Source organism: Vibrio sp. 9-16B-A1 (assembly GCF_056726165.1).
Map to the genome: position 1 here is coordinate 1 of NZ_JBSDZD010000031.1, position 5,051 is coordinate 5,051.

The 5,051-nt window shown below is 45.4% G+C and carries 5 protein-coding genes; 3 read left to right on the plus strand and 2 right to left on the minus strand.

The genetic code is table 11. The annotated features are described in order from the left end of the window. Positions 1-1,058 (minus strand): IS4 family transposase (locus tag ACVB80_RS24180; RefSeq protein WP_481083821.1); only part of this gene is annotated, 1,058 nt, incomplete at its 3' end. 153 nt (positions 1,059-1,211) lie between these two features. On the opposite strand from ACVB80_RS24180, the gene ACVB80_RS24185 reads away from it, so the two are divergent. Further along, on the plus strand, positions 1,212-1,946 hold the full coding sequence (locus ACVB80_RS24185) for an abortive infection family protein (RefSeq protein ID WP_481083822.1): 735 nt from the start codon (positions 1,212-1,214) through the stop codon (positions 1,944-1,946). 642 nt (positions 1,947-2,588) lie between these two features. Beyond that, positions 2,589-2,939, plus strand: a complete 351-nt coding sequence (locus ACVB80_RS24190) for a TonB C-terminal domain-containing protein (RefSeq protein WP_481083823.1) — start codon at positions 2,589-2,591, stop codon at positions 2,937-2,939. A 392-nt stretch (positions 2,940-3,331) separates the two neighbouring features. On the opposite strand, the gene ACVB80_RS24195 is transcribed toward ACVB80_RS24190, so the two are convergent. Further along, positions 3,332-4,357: an IS110 family RNA-guided transposase gene (locus ACVB80_RS24195; protein WP_481083824.1), complete on the minus strand. Its 1,026-nt coding sequence runs from the start codon at positions 4,355-4,357 to the stop codon at positions 3,332-3,334. 106 nt (positions 4,358-4,463) lie between these two features. On the opposite strand from ACVB80_RS24195, the gene ACVB80_RS24200 reads away from it, so the two are divergent. Next, positions 4,464-4,751 (plus strand): hypothetical protein, encoded by a 288-nt coding sequence (locus ACVB80_RS24200; RefSeq protein WP_481083825.1) that lies wholly within the window; start codon positions 4,464-4,466, stop codon positions 4,749-4,751. Positions 4,752-5,051 lie beyond the last annotated feature (300 nt).

Below are 5,051 nucleotides of genomic sequence, written 5' to 3' on the forward strand. Positions count from 1 at the left end.
TTAATAGTATTGGCCTGGAAGTCCCACTGCCATTTGGCTTGCATCGCGATTAGCCCATTCCACCACATAATGATTTCGGCCAGTAGCGCCATGAGCAACAAGATGTCGATGCGCTTGGTGCATCGGGTTCGATTGTGCCTCAGTGCTAACCCATAAGCAGGACTTTTGAGATCCCGAAAGGATTCTTCTATCTGCATTCGCTTTGAGTAGAGTTGAGTTATCTGAATCCCATTCATGATGTTATTGGGCAAACTCGTAACAAGTAACCACGGTTCTTTTGCACCTTTGAGGAATACTTTTCCAGCCGAGTGCTTTTGACAAGTTCTGCTGTGACGATGTGCCTTTCTGCCTTTGGGTTGACCCTTATACAAGTAAGCAGAACACTTTAGAGGGGAGCGTTTCGCTAGTTCACATTCACCAAGAAAACGCGGTTTATCAGTGGCTTCTGGATAGAAGGTTTTGTTCGAGCACCAAGCTTGGTTAGGAAGTTTGATAGAGACTTCGCCACGAACACGGCCAAGCCAGAACCACCCTTTACTTTCTACTTGTCGAAACCAGGTATTTCGAAAGCCAGCATCGGAAACAATGATTGGAACACATCCGTCAGGGAGTATGGTTTGCAGTTTGTTCAAGAAGAGTTGGTGACTGTTGGGTGAGTTGTACTGTTTATATTCGAAAGCTTGCTCGTATAGCGTCACCGCTCGTCCCTTAACAGCAATCGACGCACGTAAGGTCATGTACCGTAGTTGCTCTCGAACATCAGACCAATCGACAAGAACAACAGGAAAGGGGTTAGCGTGGGTAATAAGTGAAGCATGCCATTTATAGATGGCGTCTTTTTCTCGGTGAAGGTTGTGGTTTCCGAGGAGTCTGTCGATGCGTTTAATTGAATGCTTTACCGTGGTATTTGCTTCAAGTGAACGACCAATTTTGGTCAGGGTCAACTCAGCGCCGTCGAGAACGGATTTGGTAGCAAGTATCAGAGAATTAAGTCGTTTTTTGTGAATGTTGGGACACTGTTGAGCCAGTGTTTGCTGTAGAATCTGGATATCGCACATCGCTAAGAATCTCTTTCTTATCTATCTGTGAAGGTGTGTTTTTGGCGAAATTCATTAGATCAGATAGGGCGATGTGCGTCTACTCATTGTTTTGAAAGGAAATTATGAGGGGATTCGTAAGAACAAGGCGTTATGTTTTTAAAAGGAAGTAAGGTGGATTATTTACAAAGTTCATTTGAACGTGTCGAATCATTTCAAAATATCTGTCTTGATCGTGCGACAGGTGGTTTACCTGACGAAAATGAATATTTAGAACTTCGACAAGTATTATTGGCTGATTCAAGCTTAGTTGAATATTTACCTAGTTGGGTAAGGACATGTCGGTCTCTAAGTCAATTTTGGCAGTATATAAAGAAGATCGAGGGTTATCAGCCCCGTCGCGATTTTATTTGGGCTGAGTTTAATCAAATCCTTTCAGCTCTTGAATCGTCAGATAAAAACCCAGCAGCGGATTTGATCGCTAAGCGTTTAACAACCATTAACTCTCAATATGTACACGATCATTGGACTAAAGCCTTAGAACGTAAATCCAATGATCCCGAAGGGGCAATAACACTTTCACGTACATTGCTTGAAAGTTGTTGTAAGCATATTTTAGATAGCAAAGGTGTTGAATATAACCCTGCAAAACTAGAGTTATCAGAACTATATAAAATGGCATCTAAAGAGCTCAATATGGCTCCAGAGCAACATTCAGAACAAATATTTAAGCAAATTCTAGGTGGTTGCTCGGCAATCGTTAATGGACTTGGCAGTTTGAGAAATAAGCATGGTGATGCCCATGGTAAGAGTCATTTATCAGTAAAGCCGTCAGTAAGGCATGCAGAATTAGCTGTTAACCTATCTGGTTCTATGGCTCTATTTTTAATAGAAACCCTTGAAAAATAAAAACATAACAAAGCCATTAAGGTGATGCGTTACACTCGGCGGTTTTGGTATGAAGTTTGGTGCGCTTTGTTGGTTCAACGGGGTACACCTTATGGCAGGCGTTAGTTTGCATAAGTAAAAGCGTTAAAATTTAAGAGCTTAGTCCATCGTTCTAGCTATTCACCTGTTAGTTTCGCTGCCACCAAGTCCTTTCCGGTGGCACTGAAATCGAAGTGGTTTCGGTAGGGTGATCGGTTACGGTTTCTATCACTGTTTCGGTGTTCATTGGCGCTGTTTCTTTGGTGTTTCAGCTTGGTCATGAAAGCAAGTATTGGCGCACGCGGTTGTCGGCTTCACTGGCCGAATCCTTTGCCAGATTTGAAGTGAAGAACCGTGGAGTTCTACGCATGTCGCTTCTTTGCCAAGTGAGTTTTGTATTGTGGGTATGATATTTAAGCTGCCCATTGTACTTCTACGCCAGAAACCAGTAGTTTATCTGTTAAATCAGCGCCTTGGCACCAAGCCTTTGGACGAGACGTTCAGGCAAACTAACAAAAACATCAAGTTGACGCATTTTGCTCGGCGTTTTTGGTATGAAGTGCAGTGCGCTTGGTGAGTTCACCGTGGCGCAACTTGTGTTGGCGTTATGTTCTAGGAGAACGAATGACAAAGTTAGTCACTTTGGTATTTACTTTACTGTTGTTTGGTTGTGCTAACTCATATCAACCAGAATGTACTGATGTTACGTCTTGTGGAGCTAAAATTCGTTCTAGAATTATGAACAATTTTGTAATTCATGAGGGTTTTCGTGGTTTGGAGGCAAAAGTGCACTTTGTGCTTAACTCCAGTGCAGGTTTGGAATCATATACTCTGATTCAGAGTAGTGGTGTGGAAAGGTTTGATTCGGAAGTTAAGTCATCGGTTGAAAATAGCTTTCCTTATCCCGAGTTATTGAACACTTCGGCTGAGGTTTATCAAGAAGTTAGGGAAATTGAGTTAACTGTGTCGTTGTAATTCGAACATAACAATCAATTAAAGTCGGACTGCTAACCTGTGGCGCTTTTGGTTCCGGTTGGTAGCGGTGTTTACGGTGGCTTAGTATGAGTTTTGTGGTGTTAGCAGCCGCTTAATTGGGCTACATGGATTCCCCCGGTTGTCAAACAACCGCTAAACTTCAGGTGATGGGTTTCGGACTGCCGCTCTACATTCGGCCTGTTTATCGACGATTCGCATACGTCGTGGCCCTGATGACTTTGCGCGACTGCGGTGCCTTATTCGTTAGATGACATCAAGTGTGTCCGCCCAATTAACAGGCTCTCCGCAAGTGGTCTTAACCTATCTCCATCCATTGCGTTTGCTATGACCCGGTGGGTGTAACTCTGATTGCGCTGTTTAACTCTTAGTGGTTAAGCAGCGTAATCTTCATATTCCGTTTGATTATGTAACAGCGACCAGATGATACGGGCATTTTTGGCGGCGAGTGCCACCACAGCCCGGTTCATTCCTCGTCGCTCTAATAGATTTCGACACCACTGACTGAGCCTGTCCTGTTTATCTCCCAGATTGGCGATAACCGTTCTGGCACCGTGCACTAACAGGGTTCGAAGGTACTTATCCCCGTGCTTGGTGATTCTGCCAAGTTTTGGCTTACCTCCCGTTGAATACTGTTTGGGGACTAAGCCCAACCATGCAGAGAAATCGCGGCTCTTATCAAATTGAGCACCGTTTCCGATGGAGGCCAGTATGGCTGTAGCCGTTTGGGGGCCGATACCTCGTACTTTCATGATTCGCTGTGCGTTGGAGCTGACTTTGGCGAACGCATCAAAGGTTCGCTCGGTGTCCGCGATACGCTGATTGAGGTCGCCAAGATGATAGTAGGAGTCAGACAGAACGGCTCTGGCCAGTTCAGGCAACTCGTTCTCTGCATCTTCAAGGATAAGAGGGACCTGCTTCATCAGAGCAGAGCGCCCGACAGGCAGCACCAGGCCAAATTCGGAGAGTAATGCCCGAATGCGGTTCATCAGTGCGGTGCGTTCGCGAACCCAATGCTCACGCATGCGGTGAACGGACAGGACAGCTTGTTGTTCCGGAGACTTAACGGGAACAGAGCGGGTGTTGGGCCGCTGGACTGCCTCGCAGATAGCAACGGCATCATTGAGGTCGTTTTTCCCCCTGGTTCGGTAAGGAGCAACGTATTTAGCCGCCATGATACGAGTATCGTGACCGAGTTTGTTGAGTGTTCGTGCCCAATAGTGCGCACCGCCACACGCTTCAAGGCCTATACGCATAGGCGGCATGTTTGCTATTGTGGTCAATAGTTTAGAGCGGGTGACAGACTTATGCAGAATGACCTTACCGTTGCAGTCAACGGCGTGCAGACTGAAATGGTTCTTGGCTAAGTCGATACCGCAGAAAAATGAATAATCGGACATGGTGCCTCCAGTGTTAGCAGTGACCACATAAGTGTGGCAGAGTCTCGGTAGGGGGAATCCATGTCATTCGTTATGTGTTCATACCGAATATCTTACGGAGGAGATAATGAAAGACCCGGATGTTGAGTTATCTAGGTGGAAACTAGAGCGAAAAAAGGGAAGTCTTAGGTTTGCTGTCGGTACATCGTTTCCTGCTGTCCTAGGCGTGATGATAGGGAGTAGTATTGAACCGACATTTAGCTCTGAAACTGCTTGGAGTAGGGCGCAAATTACCGACATATTAATGAGTGGTTTTTGGGCATTGATTGGTGCCTTTTCTTTCAGTTTAGTAATTTGGTGGTGGCGTGAGAAGAAGTATAAAAGTCATATCGCTAGGTTAAAGCAACACACATAACAATCGCTTAAACCTGACTGCCAACCTATGGCATTTTTACTTCGGTTTGGCTTTTGTGATTACGGTGGTCTGTTTGAGTTTGGTGCAGTTGGCAGCAAGTTAAGCGGGCGCTGGCGGATCCCCTCATAATTCTGTCATCCCACAGAAGTGCGTTAACCGTTGATATTCTATGATTGCCCACCGGTATTGTTGCTCTCGAATGTGGTAGCGTCGATGCTTCCGCACTTCTCGCCCTAGTCTGGGAATTGAGAGTACACGCCGGTGTTTAATAGTATTGGCCTGGAAGTCCCACTGCCATTT

Bases quoted from the DNA above. Each gene is read 5' to 3' on its own strand.
- ACVB80_RS24190 (WP_481083823.1), top strand. From the start codon at position 2,589: ATGACAAAGTTAGTCACTTTGGTATTTACTTTACTGTTGTTTGGTTGT.
- ACVB80_RS24195 (WP_481083824.1), bottom strand. From the start codon at position 4,357: ATGTCCGATTATTCATTTTTCTGCGGTATCGACTTAGCCAAGAACCAT.
- ACVB80_RS24200 (WP_481083825.1), top strand. From the start codon at position 4,464: ATGAAAGACCCGGATGTTGAGTTATCTAGGTGGAAACTAGAGCGAAAA.